This is a genomic window from Marinifilum sp. JC120, assembly GCA_004923195.1.
GTDB lineage: Bacteria > Desulfobacterota > Desulfovibrionia > Desulfovibrionales > Desulfovibrionaceae > Maridesulfovibrio.
In genome coordinates this window covers 89,351-112,459 of the sequence record RDSB01000012.1, presented here as the reverse complement: position 1 = coordinate 112,459, position 23,109 = coordinate 89,351, and the positions used below count along the sequence as shown (strand labels likewise).

Genomic DNA, 23,109 nt, shown 5'->3' with positions numbered 1-23,109 from the left:
CCCCGTTAGCAGGGGGCGGAAAATTCGAAAAATCTTTTCGCGGATTCCGGCTGTTCCCAGTTACAGGCCCAGCTTTTTGATCCTGTCTTCAGGCTTAATAATCTCAGTAATCCTGAACCCGAAATTCTCATTGATTACAACAAGCTCACCGCGCGCAACCAACCTACCTTCCACATACATATCCAGTGGCTCCCCGGCCAGCTTATGCAGCTCGATAACGGTACCCTGACCAAACTGGATAATTTCATTGACCAGAAGTTTGGTTCGCCCCATCTCAACCTTGACTTCAAGGGGGATGTCCAGAATGCGTTTCAGACTTTGCTCAGCCATTTATATAAACTCCACTAAAAAACTTAATTAACTGGGGGCAGGATACAGCAAAAATCCGCAAACAACCAGTAAAAGCCAAGCTCTTTAATTTCAGGCTGTTACTTAACCAGCTCCACAATCGGGCCGCCATCCTTTTGCGGTTGCAAAGCAAGAATGCCGTCCGCGCTTTCGGAAAATAGGTCCAGCGGATGATGACTAATAACCAGCACCTGAAAACCCAACCGCTCGGCAATAGTCCTGATCAGCTCCATAAATCCGGGCACAAGATCAGGACGCAGCCAGCAATCCTGCTCATCCAGCACCAGAAAAGGTCGATGCGCTTCAGGATTAAGCCTCGACAAAGCAATGAGCCGTAGTCCCACTGATAGAATATTACAGACCGAACCGCCCTGCCCGACCATAATATCTTCTTCGCCGCCCTGATTCATAATCTGGAAATCGACCTGCAATTTTTTATCGCGGATAGATGCAACCGCCTTAACTTCGCGATCCTGTCCCAAAATCTCCCTGATGGCATGAGTCAGATTGGTCTCCAGTTCGCTCAGCAGTTCGCCAAACAAAGCCGTGGAAAGCTCTTCCAGCCGCTCAGCCGCACCCGGTGCCAGCTCCAGAAATTCATCGATTTTAAGCCCGTCTTCACGCAAGGATAGCCAATCGTCCAAACGTGACGAAGCCTTAGCGCTTAAGCGGTCAGCTCTACGTTCTAAAGATTCAAGTGTAGGCAGATCGGACGACTGCACAACTAATTACCGCCCTGCTCAAGATTATCCAAACCTTCTTTAATCGACATGATATGCGCACGGTATTCAGTTACCAAACGTGCGTTTTCGGACTTTTTCTCTTCCAAGAGCTTGGACAGTTCCTGCGGATCACTAGTGCCGTACTGGGCCTTGGCTTCTTCTTCAAGAGCTGCAAGCTGACTGGTAGTACTGGCTAATTCCTGCTCAGTACGAATTTTCTTATCGTGCAACCATTTGTGCTGATCCTTAAGCAGGTTAAGTTCTTGCTCAAGACCGTTAGCGGGCTGATTTGCACCGTTATTCATTCCATTACCCATTACCATCGGTAACCTCCGTATACAATTCCCAGATGAGCGGGCTTTCCGGCTCTTCCGGGTCAATATTGTCTGTTAAAAACTGCTTCAAGCCCTCGCCTTCATGGGTCCTTTTCCATGCCAGACGCTCAAGGCCCTGTAAAAATTTTGATTCCGCTGCTTCCGCATCTTCAACTTCAGGCAAAAATTCCTGATCCGGGAAAACCTCGTAAAAATCGCGGTGTGAAATTTCCCATTTTTCAAGGTCCTCGCACTCCGGGATCCAGATTGCAGCTTGCGGCTTGCGCTCAAGGGCCAGTCGGGAAAAAACCAGCCGGGTGATGTTACCGGGGTTGGCCCACGTAGTCATACCCTTGGTGATGGATTCACGCGGGCGATGGATATGCCCGTTGATGATCCAATCGATCCCCGGCTTTTCTTTGATGGCGTGTTGTTTTTTCTCGCACTCGGGAAAAGAAATATTGTGATGGGTCACCCAGACAACGTTGAGATATTTGCCATCTTCGCGATCAAATTCCTTGGGAATGGGTGTGGAGTCCGGGGATGCGCCGATTAGCACCAATCCTTGCGGTGTTTGAAGTTCAAAAGCAGGTCCCTGCTCACTAATCAATCGGATCACCCCCGCAGCATCGAGCACGGCCATGGACACATCCGGGGTAAAGCGTGCCTGATACTTATCGTGGTTACCCACCAACACGAATGGTTTATACTGCGCGAACAGCCCTATCATATCCACTAGCAGGGAATTGCCGTTATCGCGCGGCCAGTGAAACAAATCACCGAGGATGAGCGGAACCATATCCAGCGCCGCTGCCCGCTTAAAGCAGGCTTCCAATTTATCCAGCACATCTGCCGCAAAGTCGCCCAGCCGTTGCCCCGGAGGGGTGGATGCAATATGCGGGTCCCCGATCAGGAAAAGCCCCTTAGATTCTACTTTTTCAAGACTCATGGCTGTCCCCGATCAGTTTTTGCGCATCCAAATCTCCGCCGCAAAGCGGACAATTGCCTATCTCAGCCAGACGGGCCTCGATGTTTTGCTTAAGTTCCGCTTCGGATTGTTCCAGTTCGCGCAGATTCTTTTGCGCATCAGCCTGCGCTTTTCGCATAGAAGAAAGATTGTTCATAACCTGCATAAGCGGCGATAAATCATAAAGTTCCGGTGGATCATTCAAAGAGACCAAAACATCAACCCGACGCGAAATATTATCTCGGAAAACATGGTTGCGGGTCACATTGTGGAGAGTTGTGGAAAGAGCCGAAACATCTTCAAGATCCGGAGGAGAAATAAGCTGTTCCAAGACGTTAGATCGTGCGGATTGCTGTTTTTCTGCGAAGGTCAATTGATTTTGTCGCGCAAGGATATCATCCAGCAAATGCACCGGAAAAAGTTCAGGAGCTATTTGCAATTCAGCAAGATACTCCGATCTTGATTTCAGGATCTGCCCGTGATGACGCAGGCTTTCCATGCCCGTAACCGCCCGCTCCAACGGTGCGGAAGGAAAAATTTCCGGTGCTTCCTGCAATACTGCCAGTTCTTTTTCTCTCACGCTGAGGCTGGTTTTGAATCCCTCAAGCTCACCTTTACGCTGCAAAAGAGTTTCTACCGCTGGGATCTCTTTCTCAAGCGCATCCACGCGCTCTTTGAGTTCGCGGGCAGTCTCCAGTTCCAGATTCACATCCGGCAGGGTTTGCAATTCATCCAGCTCTACGCGGATTTCATCGAGCTTCTGCTGCTGAAATTTCTTTTCACGTTTGGCAGCCCGGACCCGATTTTTAAGTTCCGTCTGCATAGCCAGCAGATGCGAAGCCTCAGATGATGACGCAAAAAACTGGGCCGCAATTGCGGGAGAACGATCTATAAGAAAAATTGGATTACGCTGATTACCAATATGGACGTCAACATCCTTCTCATTTCCCTCAACTGGAACGCCATTCAGACGTAAAATTTTCTTTACGTCTTCAGGTGTCTTTCTCCCTACCAATTTGGCGTAGACTTCCCATTCCTCTTCGCCCGGGTGCAGCACTTCATACCATGCAGTTGCTTTCTTACGAATCCAAGCCACGCGCACGCCATCGTCCATTTCTAATTCTACACGTGCTTTCTTGGCTCCATGTCTAATAAAGTGCTTAGGTGGCGGATTAGTAGCGATGCAGCGCAAAGCCTCAACAACGGATGATTTACCGCTGTTATTGGGACCGGTCAGCACGGTCATGCCTGGGCCGAGTTCTATCTCAGTTTCAGCATGGGCTAAGAAATCTTTTAAGATAATTTTTTTGATCAATATGCCTCCGGCGGCTGGGGAAGGGAAACTTTTGCAAAAGTTTCCCTTCCCCAGACCCCATCCCTTCAAAACCTTTTAGTATGCTTCGCTCTATTTATTTTGGAGCATAAGTCATTCAAAATTTGTATAGAGATTCTTTACCTGTCGATGATCTACTTGGCAACAAACGGACAATAATCAATTGCAGAATCAGTCAGCAAGTTATCTTTCCCAAATAAAACTACAGGTGCTTCCAAAATCAATCCCGGCTTGCCGCCTTTCACAGCTTCGATCATGACCACTTTTGAAGGAGAATCGACCCGCCCATGAATAAATTTCATGCGCTTGGGTTCCAGCTTATGACGGGTAAATGAATTGACCAATTCGGTCAGACGCTCGGCGAGAAAGACAAAACAGACCCTGCCCCGGTTACGGACCATTCGCGAAGCCGTAGCGACGAATGCATCAAGATCGCAATCAACTTCGAAGCGGGCCTTGTTGCGGGAATCGTCAGGGCAAGCACGGCCCCTGCCCTCGCTGCGGTAAGGCGGGTTGGAAACCACCAGATCGTAACTCCCGGCGGGTGCGAAGTCCGGCTCGCAGACATTCCCTTCCACGATGCCTATTTCATCAGCAAAACCCAGCTTCTCAACATTTTCTTCCGCAGCAGCAACCATTTCCGGATTAATTTCCAGTCCGGTGATGGTCAGCCCCTTATTCGGGTGGAGCAACATAATGCCTAATGGAATCACCCCGCTGCCAGTACCTAGATCAAGAACTCGTGCCTTGCTCGGTACAGAAGCAAAACTGCTGATCAAAAGGGAATCAGTTGAAAATCGAAAACCACTGTCTGGCTGTGTCAGTCCACGAGGAAAGTAACTACGGGCTTCTTCAAACATAAGAACAAACCAAAACTAATAAAAGGTTTTGGGATTCTTAAACCCTTTTGCAAAAGGGTTTAAGCCCCCGGAGGGACTCCCGGTAGGGCCGCTGGAGGCATCAAATCTTTCTTCGTAATGCACCAATTAACATGCGGGCATCGTCTGACTTGAGCAATAGCGAACCGAATCCATACACCGCCATCCAGATCGGGATAAGTGCGAACCATAAAATATCATGCCGTGTGGAGTACCATGCGCCTGCCCCGATCAATGCACTGAGCAATACACTCTTTGCCACGCTGACAAACGGCAAAGGAAACAGGCCCGTTCTACTCCCCATAATTATTGCGAGAAACAGGCAATTAAGCATGGATGACAGAGATACCGCCAAAGCCAAACCTACATGAGCAATATGCTGCATGAGCATGTAACCCACGCCCACGTTCACCAGCAGACAGAAAATGGCAACCTTGACCGGGGTCCGGGTATCCTCCTGCGCATAAAATGCAGACACCAGAGGCCGGGACATGGCAATGAACGGTAAACCTATTCCGTAGGCCATAAGGGCCTGCGCTGTGGCAGAAACCGCCTTAGCATCAAAGGACCCGCGCTCAAAAAGAAGACCAATAAGCGGCTCGGCAAGGGAAACCAGTCCGGCCATGGCAGGCAGGGAAATAAACAGGATCAAGCCCACACTCTGCTTGAGAGTCTGGGCGAAATCGTCATGCTGCCCATCCACATAAAGCTTTGTCAGACTGGGCAGGGCTGCTGTACCCACGGCAATCCCGAACACACCAAGCGGAAACTGAACCAGACGATCAGCATAATAAAGATAAGAGACCGATCCCACGGGCAGAAAAGAGGCAAGCAGCGTTCCGATAACCACGTTGATCTGATAGACTGCCGCCCCCAGAACAGTAGGCAGCATAAGCTTGCCCATGCGCTTCACGCCGGGATTATCAAGCTCAGCTTTGCCGCGCCAATGCAACCCGATACGTTTGAGATAGGGCTGTTGCAGCATCCATTGCAGAACCCCGCCGATAAGCACGCCCCAAGCCATGAAAAGAGCCACGCTGTTCCCGGTGAAATATCCGATCAAAGCCGAACCGATCAGGGCCACATTGAGCATGCACGGAGCCAGTGCCGGAGCCAGAAAATGTCCCATGCTGTTCAGGATGCCCATGCAAAGCGCAACACCACAAATAAAAATAACATAAGGGAAACATACTCTTACCAGATCAACCGTAAGAGACATCAATTCCGGATTATCGCCAAAGCCCGGTGCAATGAGCAGGACCAAATATTTTGCGCCCACAATTGCCAGCACGGTCAGCACGCCGAGAATAAGCAGCAGCCAAAGCATGGCCGATCTAGCCATCTCAAAGGCCGCGCCTTCGCCTTTTTCTTTGCGCACTCGGCTGAAAACAGGGACAAAAGCCATGGTCAACGATCCTTCCCCGAACAAACGGCGCAGCAGGTTGGGAATCCTGAAGGCTACGAAAAAGGCATCCGCAGGCAAGCCTGCGCCAAGAGCAAACGCAACAATAAGGTCCCTGACAAAGCCAAGGACCCTTGAAAGCAAAGTTGCCCCTGCTACAACAGAAGCATTGCGTACTATTTTGCTGGATTCAGCTGTCATAAATTACTAATCACTCATCTTCTGACAATTAGTGCAAAAAGTAGAAGTTCGTCCGGCGACTGTTGCACCTTCGAAGATTTTGCCGCAATCGGGACAGGCTTCGCCTTTCTTACCATAAACTTTAAAACTGTTCTGAAATCCCCCGGCATCTCCGCCTGCGTCTACGTAATCGCGGATCGAACTGCCGTTCTCCTGAATGGCCTGCTTGAGCACCGCTTGCAGCTCAGTGAACAGCTTGACCAGAGATTCAGTGGAAAGATCGGAAGCTTTGGCTTTGGGATGAATGTGTGAACGGAACAAAGATTCATCAGCATAAATATTACCAACCCCGGCAACCACGGACTGATTGAGCAGCAAGCCCTTGATCTGGGCCTTGCGTCCGGTGATGCGTTCGGCAAGCTCCTCAGCTGTTACTTCCAGAGGTTCGGGACCAAGATTTTTGTAAAAGTCCCACTCTTGAAGCTCTTCGTTGTTCAGGGCGCGCACCTCACCAAACTTGCGGGTATCGTGAAATTCTATTGAACCACCGTCGGTAAGCCCAAAAACGATACGGGTGTGCGGTTCAGGAGTGGTCGGACCATCATGAGCCAAAACCCGTCCGGTCATCTTGAGATGAAAGGTCACGTGCAAATCTTCGCCAAAATCCATAATCAATAACTTTGCACGGCGATGGATGCGGGTAATCTTCTCCCCGGCAACGCGGGAAGAAAAAAGATACCACGGCATTTTCACAGAACTGTGGTTGAGAATTTTAACAGATTCAATTGTCTTGCCTTCAAGAGACTTGGCAAGACCACGGGATATTACTTCTACTTCCGGCAATTCTGGCATTTTACACTTCCTGAAATATCTTATTTATCTTTCTTCATGCGGGTCAGCCTGCCCATATCAAGATCAAAGAGTTCGCCGCGACGATCAATGGTGAAGACAAGCGGTTTGTCTTTCTTATGGGCCTTGGACCCGGCCATGTGCATAGCCATAAGACTGGTTACGGGAATTCCCTGCGCTTTGGCAATGATGTCCCCGGGACGCAGACCTTTCTTATAACCCTTGCGGTCCCGCTTCACAGCAGTGATTACCGCCCGGCCCTGACGCATTTCAATGGTCATACCCATGCGACTTTCATAGGACGGTGGGCAATAAAAATAGGAATCCGCAGCTGTAGGATAAAATTCATCACCCCGCCAAGGCATGATGGTCATAACCTTGGCCTGCGGGTCAAGGACTTTGAGCCTACGGGGAATGCCCCAGCCGTGCTCAACATGCCCGCCCCCGGCAAGGATAACCACCGGATGGCCGGAACTTTTCCGCAGCTGCACGGCCTTTTCAGCCATGCCCGTATCCCAGAGGGACTGTACGAGAAAAAAACGTTCTATCTGCTTAGGATCAGAGGCATCGCGGCCCTGATGCATTGCCAGCACCTCTTTTAATCCCTCCTCCTGTTCAGGCGCGGGAGAGATAACTTCGCTCGGCAGCATGGCCCGGTCCTCCGGAGAAAGCCCTTCAAGACCTTTTTCACGGACCTCTTTGACCAGACGGAAAGGAAAATTAAGTCCGCCCACGGTCAACCTGCGTTTTTCCGCCAAATCGAAAATGGGTTTGAACATGCCGAAATCGTAACGCCAGCCATTTTTCCAATCCAGTTCCTTGGAAAGTTCTGACACCGGAATCTGTCCGAGATTAAAACGGTTCAAAATATCCTGCTTCTGAGCGGTGACCATTTCAAGACCGACGGCAACCTTTGCATGCCCGCGGGTAAGCCCCTCAATTATCTCAAACTGGGCCTTATGGTCGCAGATACTGGTGTGTCCTTCGCCGATAAGCACATAATCAGCCTTTGACGCTTCGGCCATGAGCTTACCAAACGATAAAGGATCGCCCACCGGATCAAGAAAATCTCCAGAACAGGGCAAAAAGGATACTGCCATCTCAGGTGGAACGTTTTTCTTCACACAGCCGCCAAGCACAAAAAAAAGTGCGCAAAGGACCAGAACGGTCCTTGCGCACTTGTTAACGGTATTACGAATCATACCCGGGCTAATCCCAGTTACGCTTATCTTCAATAGGTCTGATCTGCGGAGGCAAAGAGCCGGGAGTCAGGACTTTGAGGATCGGGCGCAGCTTAATCTTCTCGCGGAACATGTGCAGCAGCTCATCTTCACGCTTGAAGTTTGAGACCTCAATATTAAGGACCATCTCATCGATTCCGCCGGGGTTGGTAACTTCGATCTGCCAGCGTTTGACTTCTTCGAAATGAGCCATGACCTGTTCAACCTGATGGGGGTAAACGAACATGCCCTTAATACGTGCGGTGGTATCCACACGACCGACAATATTGCCGAGACGCGGTGTGGAACGTCCGCAAGGACAGGGACTGCGGTCGATGTAACTCAGGTCACCGGTGGCGAGCCTGATCAGCGGGTAAGTTTTGTTGAAAGCGGTAATGACGATTTCGCCAACCTCGCCGTCCTTGAGCGGGATACCGGTATCAGGATGGCAAATTTCAACAAAAGCACGGTTGGTAATGTGCAACCCGTTCTTGTGGTAGCACTCATAACCGATACAACCTACATCTGCAGTTCCATAACCCTGACGCATGATCAGATCGAATTTCTTCTCCAGATCGGAACGCATTTTCTCGGAGAATTTTTCCCCGGTAACAAACGCCACTTCAAGATACAGATCCTTACGCAGATTCAAGCCGGCTTCTTCCGCCTTCTGAGCCAGATGCATAAGGTAACTGGGGGTACCGACATAACCGGTAACACGCAGCTTCTGCATGATTTCAAGCTGGCTATTGGTGGAACCGGGACCAGCAGGAATAACCGCGCAGTTAAGGTTGCGCAGGGGCTCTTCAAACATCAGCCCGGCAGGAGCAAGATGGTAGTTGAAGGTAATCTGAGCCACGTCCCCGGAACGGAAACCGGCAGCGTAGAAACCTTCAGTCCAACCCCAATAGTCCTCGGAGCGGTCTTCGGGATCGAAGATGGGACCGGGAGACAAAAAGATACGGCGCAATTCACCGAGATCTTTGGTCAAGAGTCCGCCGAGACGGGGTCCCATGGATTGCAGAAAGATCAGTTCTTTCTTTTTTAAGATAGGTATATGTTTAAGGTCCGCAAGTTCTTTAAACTTATCGACCTGAAACTGTGCTCTGTCGAAGCGTTTTTTGACATCTTCAGAATAACGGTAGGCATAGGTCAGAAGTTCCTTGAGCTGCAAAGCGCAATATTGGCGTCTCTCACCTTCATCAAGTACTTCACGACGGCTGTAGATGCCTTCGGTACGATCTTTACGTGTCATTTATAGAATTCCTCCATAATTTATTGCTGAGCACGGAGTCGGCACCCCGCTCAACTTAAACAATATATGAAAAATAAACCTTTTTGTCAACATTATTAGTTTTTATGTATTTATTTCAACAGCTTAACTCACACCAACATCCTTCCAAGGTATATTACGGGCTCAAAATTCTAACATCAAAACAAAAAAAACAAACTTTTTTCATTTTTCTTGTTGACAGAAAGATGCTGTCTGGATAAAAGCTTCTTCGTTCGCACGGATGGGTCGTTAACTCAGTTGGTAGAGTATCTGCCTTTTAAGCAGAGAGTCGCTGGTTCGAGCCCAGCACGACCCACCAACAAACATTCCGGCGAACACACCCCGCAAAAAGCGGGACTGATCTTTCAAAACGGCGATCCATCTTAAATCATTACAAACTGCTTGACAAACATCAGGCTAACAGCTAGTTTAGATAGACGCGCTTTAAAATATATGGGTCGTTAACTCAGTTGGTAGAGTATCTGCCTTTTAAGCAGAGAGTCGCTGGTTCGAGCCCAGCACGACCCACCATTTTGAAAGAAAAGGGCATTTCATCGTCAGATGAAATGCCCTTTTTCTGTTTACGATTAGACCCAAAAAAGGCGCACCCTTATGGATGCGCCTTTTCATTTAATTTCGCCCCCCCCTAAAACCGATCAAACCCATCATCTTCAGATGACCTTCCTGCTGGAAGCATGGGAGTCGGGTGACTGCTTAACTTAAAGAAAGACATGGCCTGCTGCAAAAGCTGCCCTTGACGGGAAAGCTCTTCAGAGGTGGAAGCCATTTCTTCAGAAGCCGAAGCATTCTGCTGGATGACCGTATCAAGCTGCTGGATAGCCTTGTTGATCTGGCCGACACCGGTATTCTGCTCATTACTGGCAGCAGCGATCTCCTGCACCAGTTCGGCAGTTCTGCTGATACTGGGAACCAACTCCTGAAGCATATTCCCGGCCTTTTCCGCTACCACAACAGAAGACGAGGAAAGGTCGCTTATTTCAGCAGCGGCAATCCCACTACGCTCAGCAAGCTTGCGGACCTCAGCAGCCACGACTGCAAAGCCCTTGCCGTGCTCCCCTGCCCTTGCTGCCTCGATGGCGGCATTTAGTGCCAGCAGATTGGTCTGGCGGGCAATCTCTTCAATAATCATGATCTTCTCGGCAATGCTCTTCATGGCCTGCACAGCCTCACCCACAGCGTCTGCACTCTGAGAAGCCTGAGACTGGGATTTTTCAGCAACGCCTTCGGTTTGGACGGCATTTTCAGCATTCTGCTTAATATTGGCTGCCATCTCTTCCATGGAAGATGAAACCTCTTCAATAGAGGCAGCCTGCTCGGTTGCACCCTGCGAGAGACTTTCTGCTGAAGCTGAAAGCTCTTCGCTGCCGCTGGCTACGCTGTCTGAAGCATTATTCACATCACCGACAACATTACGCAACCTGTTAACCATATTGCGCATGCCGTCTGCAAGTTTACCAAGCTCATCCTTACGCTGTAGATCCACATCTGCGGAGAGATCTCCTTCGCTGACCTCAGCCACAAATACCAGTCCCTTATTCAGGGGACCAAGAATTCCTTGGGCGATAATCCAGGCCATAAGAATGCCGATAATGAAAGCGATCGCGCTGACTATAATGATGATCTGCCTAGTAGCTGCTGCTGCATCAAGCATTTCCTGATCGGTCATAATGTTGTCGGCTACTACTCCGCGCACTTCAGTTAGAATACCCTGCACCGCAACAAGTGCGGGAGCTGTTACTGTGGCATAAATATTTGTTGCTTCAGCAAGAAGTTTAAGTTCGTTTTCATGCCACTCAATTAAAGAATCAATTCTACCCAAAGTTTCATTAGCGTATTTTTCCACATTTTCCGAAAAATATCTTTGAGCCCCTTCGCGGTCCCCGCGCGCAAGATACGAATTAAGAACCTTAACCGTATCGTGCAGCTTGGTGTGCGGCTCATAAACTTTATTTAATAGAGCCCCGAATTCAGGATGCTGCTTGCCCATATCCTTGATTTTTGCGGAGTAAAGCCATTTACCAAGACCACACTTATGAGGATTAGCCTGAACTGTTATTGCCTTGGATTGCGGATCCATGAGCTGCTTAAGTGCGCTGATCATCCAATTAAGGTGATCAGCCTTCTTTTCCCGTAAAAAACTACCCAACCCAGGATCAACATCTTCATACTTTTCCTCAATCTCAATGGCTGACTTGTGTAATTTGTTATGATGAACCTCTATTTTAGCCAACAGAGGTTTAATTTCAGGAACGAGTTTTTCGGCTTTTTTACGGTCCTCACTGTAGTACCATTTGCCGAAGCCGCATTTATGCGGATCAACCTGAATATCAATTTCATGAACATCTTTATCAGTCAGCAACCTGTTGACTTCACTGGCCCAGTTAAGATGATCCACTATCTTCTGTACAAAATCACCACGGAGTTTGTTACCTGCGATAACTTCTTCCGCATCCCCTACAATTGTGCCAATTCCGGATATGGACCACCCCCCAAGCAGAACCAGCAGCAACAAAACAGAACCGAAGCCTACTGCAAATTTATAGGCCAGCCTTAAATTCTTCCAGCTCATAATACACTCTCCTCAAAAAATACTATCAATCACACCCCGAAGTAAACGCTTACCCCCTCTATTCTTCTAAAGCTAACACAGTGAACTATCTAAAGGAATACAAAAAAATATTTTTTTACCTGTTTCCTGCTCTTGAACCTCGGCTTTACTTGACTATTTCCCTTCTCAGTTATACTGGTAGGACCAGTAGACAATAAGACGTCAGACCATCCAAAAAAAGGAATCCCGGCCTCAACAACTCATAAGCGGCCAGAATCATTCTATGTGCGCAAAAATGTTTAAACCCATTAAGAAAGTCAGAGTTTCGGAAACAGCAGCCAAACAATTGGAAGAGCTGATTCAGAACAAGACTTTTACTGAAGGCGAACCTCTTCCTTCCGAGCGACAGCTCATGAAAGAATTGCAGGTGGGCCGGGGATCTATCCGTGAAGCACTCAGAATTCTGGAAATTAAAGGATTCATTGAAACACAGCCCGGTATCGGAGCTTTTGTTAAGAGCTACGAAGGGGATATTTTCAGCCCCCTTTCTACATGGCTGACAGATAATTACGAAGCTCTACGCCATTTTTTCGAAGTCCGTTCCCTGCTGGAACCCAGCACGGCACGCATGGCTTCAGAACGGATTTCCGATGAAGACTTTGAAGAGCTTTTAAAGACTCATGAAGAGTTCAAAAAAACCGTTGAAGAAGAGGACCTGCCCCGGTCAATCATGGTAGATGCCGAGTTTCATAGACTGATCGGCAAGGCCACAGGCAACAAGGTTCTCTCATCCATTATGGATGCACTTTACAAGTCGATGATCGAAGGCTGGAAAGCTCCCCTGAAAATTCCGGGGCAGCCGAGTAAAAGCCTAAAAGAGCATGAAGAAATTCTAGCCGCGATCAAAAACAAAGATGGCGAACTGGCGGCCCGGCTCATGGCTTCTCACTTGAGTGAGGCGTTAAAAGCTCTGGGTGATGCCGGTTTGAATAAATAGGCAATGCGCGCTTAGCGGGCATTCTCTGCCGGAAGGTGTTGCAACCCTGCATGCGGCAAGGTTGTATAAGGCGGGGACACGCATTGCCTTTTCGCAAATAACGAAACTGAGGAACAAATTATGATGACCAACGAACAGGAACATCTCCGGCAGATTTTTGCCGAAGCACTGGACCGCGTTGATCCATATAAAATCATCACCAACAGGGTTTCCCTTAAGGGAGAAATCCTGACCGTTGCTATGGACGAAGGTGATGTAGCTGTTGATCTTCAGGAATTCGAACGCATCGTGGTTATCGGCGCAGGCAAAGCCACCGCTAAAATGGCCCTTGCCATTGAAGAAATTTTAGGATCGCGCATTGAGTCTGGACTGATATCCGTAAAATACGGACACACCGAAGAACTCAAATATATCAGAACAATTGAGGCTGCCCACCCGGTACCGGACGACAACAGCGTTCGTGCGGCCCGGGAAATTGAAGAACTAGCCTGCTCCACTACAGATAAAACGCTGGTTATCAACCTTGTTTCAGGTGGCGGTTCCGCCCTGCTCTCCAGCCCCATGCACGCCGAAGTAGACGGGGAAAAGATCGAAGTAACCCTTGAGGACAAACAGAACACCACTAAGGCCCTATTAGCCTGCGGTGCTGACATCAGCGAGATCAACTGTATCCGCAAACATCTTTCATCCCTCAAAGGCGGACGGCTTCTGCGCTGTCTGCGTCCGGCCCGCAGCCTGAACTTCATTCTCTCAGACGTTGTCGGCGACAACCTTGATACCATCGCCTCCGGCCTGACCAGCTATGATCGCAGTACTTATTGTGATGCCATGTCTATCATTGATAATTACGAACTGCGGAATAAAATCCCGGCCAATGTGGTTCATGCCCTTGAACTGGGCAATACTGGAAAGCTGCTGGAAACCTTAAAAAAGGACGAATTCAACGAGATTCAGGCTGAGAATATTCTCATCGGCACCAACCGCATAGCCCTACTCGGCGCAAACGATAAGGCCATCGAGCTGGGTTACAATGTACGCATGCTGACCTCCCGTCTTCAAGGAGAAGCAGCGGACGCAGCCGATATGCTCTGGGCAGTGGCTCAGGATGAGCGGGAATGGGAACTACTGGAAAAGAAACCGGCCTGTATTATCGTAGGCGGTGAAACAGTGGTGACTTTGAAAGGTGACGGCAAGGGCGGCCGTAATCAGGAAATGGCCCTGCAATTTCTTATGCGACTGGGACAGGATGAGTTGAACGGCGAATCCATACACTTCCTTGCCGCATCAACCGACGGTAATGACGGCCCCACTGACGCGGCCGGAGGATTTGCCGACGCTGCGGTTCTGGAAAAATCCCGCGAAATGGGACTTTCCATTGCCGACTATTTAAAAAACAACGACTCCTACCACTTCCTTCAAATGGTAGGAGCCTTGTATAAAACAGGCCCCACCAACACTAACGTCTGCGACGTCCAATTGCTGATCGTCAAGTAGTTGGCGGGATTCCGCTGAAAAGAAGGCCACTTCCATTCTTCCACTTCCCCAGGGAGTGGTCTTCTTTCCAACTGATAGGAGCAAGCACTTCCTTTAGCTTCCATTGAAGGTTAGTGCAACCTATTCTATTAATTATAATCAGCACTCACTCTCCCTCTTTGCACTCATCTACTCATCACCAGCGAAACGACAATTGCAACAATAGAACAACTTAACATGTTCATATTTGTTGTTTTAAGATAGTATTCAATATATTGACCCTTTTTTTGTTACTAAAAGGATAGAACAGAAACCAGACAGGGAGAATATTATGAATATCTTAGGCAACTTGAGAGTAAGTTTTCGCATCGGCTTACTAGCTGCAATTCTATTGTTAATGATGATTACTTCTGTGATCCTCGGACTAAAATTAACCCAGAATACTAATTCCGGCTTACAAACAGTTTACCTTGACCGAGTTATTCCGCTGAAACAGCTAAAAATTATTTCAGACGAATATGCGGTTAACATTGTGGACACATCGCATAAAGTCCGCAGTAAAGCTTTAAGCAGTAATCAGGGAATTGAAAATCTCGACACCGCTCAAAAAAACATAAAGAAAGAATTAGATGCCTATCTGGGAACAGAACTTGTTCCGGATGAAGAAAAACTAGTCAATGAACTAAAGCCCAAGATAGCCCATGCAGACCTGTCAATTGCCAAGCTTCGCTCAATTTTCCAATCAAAAGACGAACAGCAGTTGATTAACTACATCCAAAACAAACTCTACCCAGCCATCGACCCGGTTACTGAAGTTATTTCCAAACTGATTGATGTTCAACTTGTGGTCGCAGAAGCGGTATACCATCAAGTAGAATCAGATTTTATAGCCGGACAAAGAACAATGATTGCGATCATCTTTGTCGCAATCTTCATTTCAATCGCAATTACCATACTAATTGGCCGTTCCCTCATGGCTCAGTTAGGAGGGGAACCGAATACAATACAACAAATCGCTAGTCGTATTGCCGCCGGTGACCTCGATGCTGCCAACGAAATTGAACGTACTAAAGCCAAAGGTGTCAGTCTGGCCATGCTGGAAATCAATGACAGTCTGACATCAATTTCAGCAGAACTTGAAGAGACTGTAGAGAAAATCAGGCTTGGAGACCTGCGCTTCCGAGCAGATGCAAGCACCCTTTCCGGCTTCTACGCTGGCATCATGAACAACGCCAACACACTTGCGGATTCACTTGTGAATTACCTTGACGACATTGCCAACCCCATCTCCTGCATTAGTAGAAACCATAACTCTATCTTCAGCAACAAGGCCGCAGGATCTGCCGGACTCACACCATCTATTGAAACCAGACAAAAATGCATAGATCAACTAAGCAAAAAATCTCAAAGTAGCCATTATGAAAAGATATTAGCTGCGGACTCCCTTGATCTTAATGCAGAATCTAGTCCTGATACAACAGTTGCTTACACCGGTATCCCCATAACAGACAACAACGGCAGCTTGACCGGGGTATTTGAAATCATAGTAGACCAGACGGAAGTAATCGGCATGCAGCGAAAGGTTGCCGGACTGGCCGAACAGGCCTCAACAATATCCGAAAGACTTTCCAGCTCCGCCGAGTCATTGAATAGACAGGTAAATGAAGCCAGCCGCGGAGCTGCTACACAGAGTGAGCGCACCGCTGAAACTGCCACGGCTATGGAAGAAATGAATGCCACGGTAGTAGAAGTAGCCCGTAATGCCGGGGAAGCAGCAGATAACACCGGGCTTACCCGCGAAAAAGCCTCCAGTGGAGCTGATGTTGTCGGCAAGGTAGTTAAAGCCATTGAAGACATTCAGAGACAAGCCGAAACCCTGCGTACCGACACCATTGAGATGGGCCATCAGGCAGAAGGAATAAGCAGCATCATTGAAGTGATCAGTGACATTGCCGACCAGACCAATCTGCTGGCACTTAACGCTGCCATTGAAGCGGCCCGGGCTGGGGAAGCCGGACGCGGTTTCGCGGTTGTTGCCGACGAAGTACGCAAACTGGCTGAAAAAACCATGACCGCCACTACGGAAGTAAACGAAGCCATCACCGCCATCCAGAACTCCAGCCACAAGAACATAAATTCATCAGAAGCTGCGGTTTCCGCAGTAGCAACAAGCACTGAACTAGCCGACAAAGCCGGGGCCGTACTTGGGGAAATCGTCACCTATTCCGATGATTCCTCTGAACGGGTCCACTCAATAGCAACTGCATCTGAGGAACAGTCTGCAACTGCTGAGCAGATAACCAAGTCCAGTGAGGAAGTTGACAGAATCTCTCAGGAAACAAGCATCGCCATGCGCGAAGCCGCCAGCTCTGTTGATGAAATAGCGGAAATGACCAGGGAACTGGACAAGCTGATTCAGGCTATGGTTTCATAAATATGAAAATTAATACAAGAACCAAAAAAGAGCGCGAATCCCACTGGGTTCGCGCTCTTTTTTTTCGTCAAAATCCAAAAACTACTCTTGCAGTCTCCAAACCCCATCTTCACCGCGGCAGGCCTTGGCCAGAATCTTTTCTCCACCGTCTTCAGTGATGGTCACATCACGACACACTTTGCCCTGATTAACATAAGCCGGGGAAGGAGTGGCACTGTAGGATTTTCCGGTATCAGGATTGGTCCAGTTTGAAGTTTGTCCGGAATGGTTGGCTTCCAAAGTTTTTGAAACCTGTTTTTCATCAGATTTATCCCACTCGTTGCCGACCACATAACCCATAAGTGCGCCGATCCCGGCACCAATGGCCGCCCCGGAAGCCTTGTTTTTAAAGGTAAGGGCACCGATTGTCGCTCCGGCCAACGCTCCGATACCTGCTCCGGACTGGGCTTTATTAGCACAGCCGGAAGCTACGAAAAGAATACAGACAATAAGCAATGGAACCAATTTTTTCATCTGAAATCTCCTTGGCGAATTTACTTTAAACCCCTGAAGCACTCCGGTTTCAGGGTTTTTCTCTTAGTGGAAGTCGCTGCTGAGGGCATGTTCTTCCATGCATGCAACGGATTCATGGGCCTACGGTTGTGAAAATCAACGCGACATCCGGTGAAGGCCCCGAAATACGGAGGATAAACCATCCCGTTCAACTGCTTTAACGGAGTCCTGTTCATCCAGCTCCACATGGGACCGGGCAGCACGGACCGGGTCATTGCCGGACTGTACCCGCAGGCATCCTTAACACTCCTGCGCATTTCAGAAGGTGAATACCAATGCGCATTACGCAGGGTTGAAGAAGAAGCCCAAGGCCACATCCTGCCATGGGTGAAAAAATAAATTGAATGGCGATTGAGAAATCCGATCAACAATCCACCAGCGGAAACCCTTGCAGCCTCACGCAGCATTTCTTCTGGATTGGAACAAAACTCCAAAACAGTCCAGAGTACGGTGAAGTCGAATTCATTGTCGGTAAAAGGAAGATGTTCCCCATTGCAGAGATAGAGGGAAGCACGGTTGCCCAGCCGCTTGTGGGCTGCATCCAGCATCACCGGAGAACGGTCCACACCGCTGATATCAAAACCGCAACGATAAAGATGATCGAGAAAAAGCCCGGTGCCGCAACCTACTTCCAGCAGCTTCCTTTTGCGCCGCGGCCAGCCGGAAATAAGATGGTCCATAAGCCCGACTTCCTGCTCAAGTGCAAACTGCCCGGCAGGAGTTTTAAACCATGTTTCAAATTTTTCCGCGTCAAAGCCGTCCCAAATCATGCTTACCTCAACTTTAATCGAACAATTCTACCATGCCTTTCAGGATAAACTGCTAGGGAGGTCCGGTCAAACTTTTCCGAGCAGCAACGCACCCATCAAATTCATCACAACTAATTTGATACAAATAGTGTTTTCATGTTTTATCAGAGCACCAAAACAAGTACGCCCGGATCATGGGGGAATCCGGACGCACTGCTGTAGTTATAGGAAACTAGGTGTGGTGTTTTATATGAGGCTAACCTGAGGTAGACTGTAATTGGTTAACTTTGCTTATCCATAGAGAGCGGACAACTAGGAAAGTCCCTTTCTATTCACCATTTAATTCTTCGTAGACCTTACCGACCAGCTTCTCACTGGGAGTCAGGGTCTTTGCACCGGGAGTCCACTTTGCGGGGCAGGCTTCTTCCGGATGATCCTTGAGATATACGTTGGCTTCGATCTTACGCAGCAATTCTTCTGCGTTACGGCCCACATTATAGAAGTTGATTTCAGAGGAAACCAGCATGCCGTCTGGGTTGATGACAAAAGTTCCGCGCAGGGCCAGACCGGTATTATGGTCATACACTCCGAAGAAATCAGAGACTTCTCCGGTAGGATCTGCTGCCATCTTGAACTTCACATTCTGGAGCAACCTTTCATCATTTTTCCATGCCAGATGGGTAAACTTTGTATCGGTTGAAACGGAGACCACTTCGCAACCCAGCTTTTCCAGCTCAGCATGCTTATCCGCGAGGTCGGCAAGTTCTGTGGGGCAGACAAAAGTAAAGTCAGCCGGGTAAAAGAAAAGCACCAGCCACTTGCCAGCTTTGCGTACTTCTTCAAATTTCACCTCGGTAAAACCGCAATCCTCGGGATCATATGCTTCCATGGTAAAGTCAGGAACAGTTTCGCCGATGGATGCTGTGCTTATGACTTCTTCAAAAACTTCTGTGCAGCTCATTTTCTATCTCCTATGTAGGTTAAATTCAGAATCAGTATTTTGATAACATTTTTTTCTCATCTGTTGAAAGCAGAGTATGAAAATCTTTTTCTACTGTCAACAGTAATCGTAATCTTTATTGTTTAGTTTTCAACGGACTGATTTCATGTACTCATCGCTCTTTAAAAACAATGTTTAGTTCGTTGCCAAGGGAAAAGTTTTTAGGTAATTTCCGTTGATCATCAAACTTATGGAGATATAAATGACCAATTCACATGGCTTCAGAGAAATATCACGCGAATATCTTAATGAACTTAACGGCGAGGCCGTTATCTACGAACATGAAAAAACCGGCGGGCGGGTTCTGTCCGTAATAAATAATGATGAAAACAAGACCTTCGGTATCAGCTTCCGCACTCCCCCGGAGAATAGCACCGGGTTGCCGCACATTCTAGAACATTCCGTACTTTGCGGATCAAAAAAATATCCCGTTAAGGAACCTTTTGTTGAGCTTTTGAAATGCTCCTTGCAGACCTTCCTCAATGCCATGACCTATCCGGACAAGACAGTTTATCCGGTAGCCAGCCCCAATGAGCAGGATTTCCGCAACCTTGTGGGAGTTTATCTTGATGCGGTTTTCTTCCCTAACCTGACCCCCAACACTCTCATGCAGGAAGGCTGGCATTACGTGCCTGAAGAAGACGGCACCCTGAGCTACAAGGGAGTAGTATTTAATGAAATGAAAGGGGCCTATTCTTCCCCGGACAGCCTGCTTTACGAGGCCACTCAGCACTCCCTGTTCCCGGATATCACTTACGGTCTTGATTCCGGCGGTAACCCGGAAGTGATCCCCGATCTTACCTTTGACGAGTTCATGGATTTTCACGATAAGTACTACCATCCCTCTAACGCTTACGCTTTTTTCTACGGAGATGATGATCCGCAGCACCGTCTGGCCATGCTGGACGAATACTTTTGCCAGTTTAATAAGATTGATCCCAAATCTGAGGTCGGAGTGCAGACTCCTTTCGAAGTCCCGGTTGTAGTTGAAAAGCAATACGCTGCTTCCGATGACGGCAACCAGAAAGCCATGTTCACTCTCAACTTCGGTATCAGCCGGGGCCGTGATTCCATGGCCGACCTTGAATTGAGCGTACTGGAACAGATCCTTATCGGACTGCCCTCCTCTCCTCTACGCAAAGCCCTCAATGATTCCGGGCTTGGTGAAGATATGGCCGGGGTCGGGCTGGAAAACGAACTACGTCAGCTCTACTTCTCCACCGGACTCAAAGGCATTGAAGCTGAAGATGCACCCAAGGTTGAAGAACTGGTCTTCAGCACTCTGAAAGACCTCGCTGCAAAAGGCATTGCCCGTGAAGACATTGATGCAGCCCTGAACACCATTGAATTTCAGCTGCGTGAGAACAACACCGGTTCCTACCCGCGCGGCCTTTCAGTGATGATCACTTCCCTTACTTCGTGGCTTTATGATGAACACCCTCTTGAATATGTACGTTACGAACAGCCGCTGGCTGATCTCAAAGCCCGCATTGAAAAAGGGGAAAAGATTTTCGAACCGATCATGGAAGAGATTTTCCTGAACAATAATTACCGTTCATCCGTACTGCTCACCCCGGACAGCAAAGTAGGACCCGAACGCGAGGAAAGAGAAAAAGACAAGCTCGCCGCTGCCCGCGCAGATATGGACGAGACCGAATACAAAGCCGTGGTCGCCAAGGCCGAAGAACTCCAGAAGGAGCAGGAAGCCCATGACGCTCCTGAAGCACTGGACACCATCCCCCGGCTCAAGGTTTCCGATCTCGATAAAGAAGGTAAGGAAATCGTCAGCGAAGAAAAAGGCGAAATGCTTTTCCACGATCTGGACACCAACGGAATTGTCTACCTTGACCTCGCCTTTGATTTTGCAGGACTGGAAGACAGGCTGCTTCCTTACCTGCCGCTGTTCGGACGGGCATTGGTCCAGACCGGAACAAAATCCACCGACTTTGTGACCATGACCAGACGCATGGCTGCCAAGACCGGCGGAGTTTCCCCCTCCTCCATCGTCAACTCCAAGCATGGCATGGACGAAAGTTACACCCGCTTTGTACTGCGCGGTAAGGCCACAGCCGAGCGCAGTGCCGACCTGCTTTCCATCATGGGTGAACTGCTGCGCGAAGCATCCCTCGACAACAAGGAACGCATCCGCCAGTTGGTACTTGAATCCAAGGCCCGCAAGGAGCAGGCTCTTGTTCCATCCGGGCACATTATGGCTGCCACGCGCATGAAAGCCCGCTTCAACGAAGCCGGATACATCAACGAGCTTATGAACGGTATTTCCGGGCTTGAGTTCCTGCGTGAACTGGTCCAGCGTATGGATAATGATTTTGATTCCGTGGTTGCTGATCTTGAAGAAATCCGCGCCACCATCCTCAATCAGGCCAACCTGCTCACCAACGTGACTCTTGACGGCAAGACCTTCGGTTCCGTTGAAAATTCCATTGCGGATATGCTTGGAACCCTACCTGCTGGCAACAAAACCGTTGCCCAGCGCCAACGCAGTTCTTTTTCAAAAGCTGAAGGTTTGTGCATTCCCGCGCAGGTCAACTATGTTGCCAAGGGTGCTAATGTTTATGAGCATGGCTATGAATATTCCGGCGCGGCGCACGTAATCAGCCGTTATTTGCGTACCGGATATCTCTGGGATAAGGTCCGCGTACAGGGCGGGGCTTACGGCTCTTTCTCCATGTTTGACCGTTCTTCCGGCAGCCTGAGTTTTGTTTCCTACCGTGACCCCAATCTGACCCGTACTCTCGACACCTATGACGGGGTTGCCGAGTATCTGAACACTCTCGAAGTGAACAGTGATGAGCTGGAAAAAGCTGTACTCGGCGGGATCGGGGAAATCGACAACTACATGCTTCCCGATGCCAAGGGCTTCACCTCCATGGTGCGCCACCTCAGCGGTGAAGATGCTGCTTTCAGGCAGACTATTCGTGATCAGGTGCTCGGTTGCAGTGAACAGGATTTCCGCAATTTCGGAGCAGCAGCCAAGTCAGTAGCCGATAACGGCGATGTAGTGGTGATCGGCAGCAAAAAAGCCATGGAAGAATCCGGTCTTGATCTGGATCTGGTGGATGTATTGTAAGATGGCTATAACCTAATTTATAAGAAATGCGGCGGTACCGTATAATTACGGTACCGCCGCTTTATTTATTTCTAAGCAGCCGGGAATCAGGATGTAAAAAAATTATACCCGTCCCGAATCAGGAAGGCAGCAAAAACCAAAAGAGCCAATCCGAGGAAACGCATGACAATCAGGTAGCCTCGACTGGAAAGCAGGGATTTAAACTTCCCGGCAAGACAAGCAATCACAATTTTAGCCCCTATTATACATCCGTAAAAACCTCCCAAAAACAAAATCGGACCTGAAACTCCATACTTACCGGCTCCAAGGACCGTTGGAGCCCCCACAGTGGCCCAGAATATATATACGTGGGGATTCATGTAGTTGGTCAGTATGCCTTTCTTCAGCGAACCGGGATTGACCTCAATTCCCGGCAGGGTAATCGCCTTTGTCTTGAAACAATCGATTCCGAAAAGTGTAACGACAACCGCTCCGGCAAATGAAATTACCCCCATAAACATAGGATGGGTGTTTATCCATGACATTGCCAGCAAGCAGACACAAAGAATAGGCAGGTCTGTAAGCAAAGGGGCAAAAGCCACCTTGATCCCCTCTTTTGATCCGTGGGCCATGGTCTGACTCAAAACAAGGGTTAACAAAGGTCCGGGAGTCATTCCTGCACCGAGCCCCAAGGCAGCCCCGGCAGCAAAATATCCTAATATATCAGCATTCATTTTCTGGAAAGTGTTTAGAAGATTAGTACAGGCTGTGCCCATGAAGAG

General features: G+C 48.7%; 19 protein-coding genes and 2 tRNA genes. 6 read left to right on the top strand and 15 right to left on the bottom strand.

The genetic code is table 11. The annotated features are described in order from the left end of the window. Window positions 1-60 precede the first annotated feature (60 nt). From fliN to D0S45_13005, 10 genes are all read right to left on the bottom strand, one after another. Window positions 61-330, bottom strand: coding sequence for a flagellar motor switch protein FliN (gene fliN / locus D0S45_13050; GenBank protein ID TIH14733.1), 270 nt, complete (start codon window positions 328-330; stop codon window positions 61-63). Window positions 331-428: 98 nt separating this feature from the next. After that, window positions 429-1,070, bottom strand: coding sequence for a hypothetical protein (locus D0S45_13045; protein ID TIH14732.1), 642 nt, complete (start codon window positions 1,068-1,070; stop codon window positions 429-431). Window positions 1,071-1,072: 2 nt separating this feature from the next. Continuing rightward, the gene (locus D0S45_13040; protein TIH14731.1) at window positions 1,073-1,393 is read right to left on the bottom strand and encodes a hypothetical protein; all 321 of its coding nucleotides are present in this window, start codon (window positions 1,391-1,393) and stop codon (window positions 1,073-1,075) included. Next, window positions 1,380-2,333: a metallophosphoesterase gene (locus D0S45_13035; GenBank protein TIH14730.1), complete on the bottom strand. Its 954-nt coding sequence runs from the start codon at window positions 2,331-2,333 to the stop codon at window positions 1,380-1,382. The genes D0S45_13040 and D0S45_13035 overlap by 14 nt, the downstream gene beginning before the upstream one ends. Beyond that, window positions 2,323-3,666 (bottom strand): DNA repair ATPase, encoded by a 1,344-nt coding sequence (locus D0S45_13030; protein ID TIH14729.1) that lies wholly within the window; start codon window positions 3,664-3,666, stop codon window positions 2,323-2,325. The genes D0S45_13035 and D0S45_13030 overlap by 11 nt, the downstream gene beginning before the upstream one ends. 152 nt (window positions 3,667-3,818) lie before the next feature. Next, window positions 3,819-4,544 carry a methyltransferase domain-containing protein gene (locus tag D0S45_13025; GenBank protein ID TIH14728.1) on the bottom strand — a complete coding sequence of 242 codons (726 nt, stop codon included), beginning with the start codon at window positions 4,542-4,544 and terminating at the stop codon, window positions 3,819-3,821. 100 nt (window positions 4,545-4,644) lie between these two features. Then, on the bottom strand, window positions 4,645-6,165 hold the full coding sequence (murJ, locus tag D0S45_13020) for a murein biosynthesis integral membrane protein MurJ (GenBank protein ID TIH14727.1): 1,521 nt from the start codon (window positions 6,163-6,165) through the stop codon (window positions 4,645-4,647). 6 nt (window positions 6,166-6,171) lie between these two features. Then, window positions 6,172-6,996, bottom strand: a complete 825-nt coding sequence (locus D0S45_13015; protein ID TIH14726.1) for a bifunctional DNA-formamidopyrimidine glycosylase/DNA-(apurinic or apyrimidinic site) lyase — start codon at window positions 6,994-6,996, stop codon at window positions 6,172-6,174. A 20-nt stretch (window positions 6,997-7,016) separates the two neighbouring features. Next, window positions 7,017-8,195: a PDZ domain-containing protein gene (locus D0S45_13010; protein ID TIH14725.1), complete on the bottom strand. Its 1,179-nt coding sequence runs from the start codon at window positions 8,193-8,195 to the stop codon at window positions 7,017-7,019. A 7-nt stretch (window positions 8,196-8,202) separates the two neighbouring features. Then, entirely contained in the window at window positions 8,203-9,468 is a 1,266-nt protein-coding gene (locus tag D0S45_13005; protein TIH14724.1) for a phenylacetate--CoA ligase family protein, read from the bottom strand. A 261-nt stretch (window positions 9,469-9,729) separates the two neighbouring features. On the opposite strand from D0S45_13005, the gene D0S45_13000 reads away from it, so the two are divergent. Beyond that, window positions 9,730-9,805 (top strand) — tRNA-Lys (locus D0S45_13000). Window positions 9,806-9,941: 136 nt separating this feature from the next. Next, window positions 9,942-10,017 (top strand) — tRNA-Lys (locus D0S45_12995). Window positions 10,018-10,132: 115 nt separating this feature from the next. Here D0S45_12995 and D0S45_12990 read toward each other — a convergent pair. Next, complete coding sequence (locus D0S45_12990) at window positions 10,133-12,076, bottom strand: HAMP domain-containing protein (protein TIH14723.1); 1,944 nt, start codon at window positions 12,074-12,076, stop codon at window positions 10,133-10,135. A 262-nt stretch (window positions 12,077-12,338) separates the two neighbouring features. Here D0S45_12990 and D0S45_12985 point away from each other — a divergent pair, with 262 nt between their 5' ends. From D0S45_12985 to D0S45_12975, 3 genes are all read left to right on the top strand, one after another. Continuing rightward, entirely contained in the window at window positions 12,339-13,052 is a 714-nt protein-coding gene (locus D0S45_12985) for a FadR family transcriptional regulator (GenBank protein ID TIH14722.1), read from the top strand. A 120-nt stretch (window positions 13,053-13,172) separates the two neighbouring features. After that, window positions 13,173-14,546 (top strand): DUF4147 domain-containing protein, encoded by a 1,374-nt coding sequence (locus D0S45_12980; GenBank protein ID TIH14721.1) that lies wholly within the window; start codon window positions 13,173-13,175, stop codon window positions 14,544-14,546. 310 nt (window positions 14,547-14,856) lie between these two features. Continuing rightward, on the top strand, window positions 14,857-16,959 hold the full coding sequence (locus D0S45_12975) for a methyl-accepting chemotaxis protein (GenBank protein ID TIH14720.1): 2,103 nt from the start codon (window positions 14,857-14,859) through the stop codon (window positions 16,957-16,959). 81 nt (window positions 16,960-17,040) lie between these two features. Here D0S45_12975 and D0S45_12970 read toward each other — a convergent pair whose 3' ends face one another. From D0S45_12970 to D0S45_12960, 3 genes are all read right to left on the bottom strand, one after another. Beyond that, the gene (locus D0S45_12970; protein TIH14719.1) at window positions 17,041-17,472 is read right to left on the bottom strand and encodes a glycine zipper 2TM domain-containing protein; all 432 of its coding nucleotides are present in this window, start codon (window positions 17,470-17,472) and stop codon (window positions 17,041-17,043) included. Between the two features lie 20 nt (window positions 17,473-17,492). Beyond that, window positions 17,493-18,281: a class I SAM-dependent methyltransferase gene (locus tag D0S45_12965; protein ID TIH14718.1), complete on the bottom strand. Its 789-nt coding sequence runs from the start codon at window positions 18,279-18,281 to the stop codon at window positions 17,493-17,495. 307 nt (window positions 18,282-18,588) lie between these two features. Further along, a complete protein-coding gene (locus tag D0S45_12960) occupies window positions 18,589-19,221 on the bottom strand; it encodes a peroxiredoxin (protein ID TIH14717.1) in 633 nt (210 codons plus the stop codon). Window positions 19,222-19,462: 241 nt separating this feature from the next. Here D0S45_12960 and D0S45_12955 point away from each other — a divergent pair, with 241 nt between their 5' ends. Beyond that, window positions 19,463-22,348 carry a peptidase M16 gene (locus D0S45_12955; GenBank protein TIH14716.1) on the top strand — a complete coding sequence of 962 codons (2,886 nt, stop codon included), beginning with the start codon at window positions 19,463-19,465 and terminating at the stop codon, window positions 22,346-22,348. 86 nt (window positions 22,349-22,434) lie between these two features. On the opposite strand, the gene D0S45_12950 is transcribed toward D0S45_12955, so the two are convergent. Then, on the bottom strand, window positions 22,435-23,103 hold the full coding sequence (locus D0S45_12950; GenBank protein ID TIH14715.1) for a lysine transporter LysE: 669 nt from the start codon (window positions 23,101-23,103) through the stop codon (window positions 22,435-22,437). Window positions 23,104-23,109: the final 6 nt, after the last annotated feature.

Coding starts and splice junctions, on each gene's coding strand:
- fliN (TIH14733.1), bottom strand. CDS start 330: ATGGCTGAGCAAAGTCTGAAACGCATTCTGGACATCCCCCTTGAAGTC.
- D0S45_13040 (TIH14731.1), bottom strand. CDS start 1,393: ATGGTAATGGGTAATGGAATGAATAACGGTGCAAATCAGCCCGCTAAC.
- D0S45_13035 (TIH14730.1), bottom strand. CDS start 2,333: ATGAGTCTTGAAAAAGTAGAATCTAAGGGGCTTTTCCTGATCGGGGAC.
- D0S45_13025 (TIH14728.1), bottom strand. CDS start 4,544: ATGTTTGAAGAAGCCCGTAGTTACTTTCCTCGTGGACTGACACAGCCA.
- murJ (TIH14727.1), bottom strand. CDS start 6,165: ATGACAGCTGAATCCAGCAAAATAGTACGCAATGCTTCTGTTGTAGCA.
- D0S45_13015 (TIH14726.1), bottom strand. CDS start 6,996: ATGCCAGAATTGCCGGAAGTAGAAGTAATATCCCGTGGTCTTGCCAAG.
- D0S45_13010 (TIH14725.1), bottom strand. CDS start 8,195: ATGATTCGTAATACCGTTAACAAGTGCGCAAGGACCGTTCTGGTCCTT.
- D0S45_13005 (TIH14724.1), bottom strand. CDS start 9,468: ATGACACGTAAAGATCGTACCGAAGGCATCTACAGCCGTCGTGAAGTA.
- D0S45_12990 (TIH14723.1), bottom strand. CDS start 12,076: ATGAGCTGGAAGAATTTAAGGCTGGCCTATAAATTTGCAGTAGGCTTC.
- D0S45_12985 (TIH14722.1), top strand. CDS start 12,339: ATGTGCGCAAAAATGTTTAAACCCATTAAGAAAGTCAGAGTTTCGGAA.
- D0S45_12980 (TIH14721.1), top strand. CDS start 13,173: ATGATGACCAACGAACAGGAACATCTCCGGCAGATTTTTGCCGAAGCA.
- D0S45_12975 (TIH14720.1), top strand. CDS start 14,857: ATGAATATCTTAGGCAACTTGAGAGTAAGTTTTCGCATCGGCTTACTA.
- D0S45_12970 (TIH14719.1), bottom strand. CDS start 17,472: ATGAAAAAATTGGTTCCATTGCTTATTGTCTGTATTCTTTTCGTAGCT.
- D0S45_12965 (TIH14718.1), bottom strand. CDS start 18,281: ATGATTTGGGACGGCTTTGACGCGGAAAAATTTGAAACATGGTTTAAA.
- D0S45_12960 (TIH14717.1), bottom strand. CDS start 19,221: ATGAGCTGCACAGAAGTTTTTGAAGAAGTCATAAGCACAGCATCCATC.
- D0S45_12955 (TIH14716.1), top strand. CDS start 19,463: ATGACCAATTCACATGGCTTCAGAGAAATATCACGCGAATATCTTAAT.
- D0S45_12950 (TIH14715.1), bottom strand. CDS start 23,103: ATGGGCACAGCCTGTACTAATCTTCTAAACACTTTCCAGAAAATGAAT.